General features: G+C 49.8%; 1 protein-coding gene. It reads right to left on the reverse strand.

The features are described from left to right. Positions 1-201 (reverse strand): transposase (locus tag ACEO2X_RS14900; RefSeq protein WP_371972235.1); only part of this gene is annotated, 201 nt, incomplete at both ends.

Genomic DNA, 201 nt, shown 5'->3' on the forward strand with positions numbered 1-201 from the left:
CATTGGCCAGAGGTTCCAGTTCTACACCGCAGCGACCTATCCAGTCAGATAAAGTTGATCTAGAAAGTTCGATTCCCGCCCGCTGATAGATCAGACGTTGACGGTACAGCGGCAAATGATCGGCATACTTCGATACCAGCACATGGCTGAGCAATTCAGGTGAAGCAATGCCTTTATCAATCACATAGGCGGGCATCGCTT

It is taken from the genome of Acinetobacter sp. AL9 (assembly GCF_041464035.1).
GTDB classification, from domain to species: domain Bacteria; phylum Pseudomonadota; class Gammaproteobacteria; order Pseudomonadales; family Moraxellaceae; genus Acinetobacter; species Acinetobacter towneri.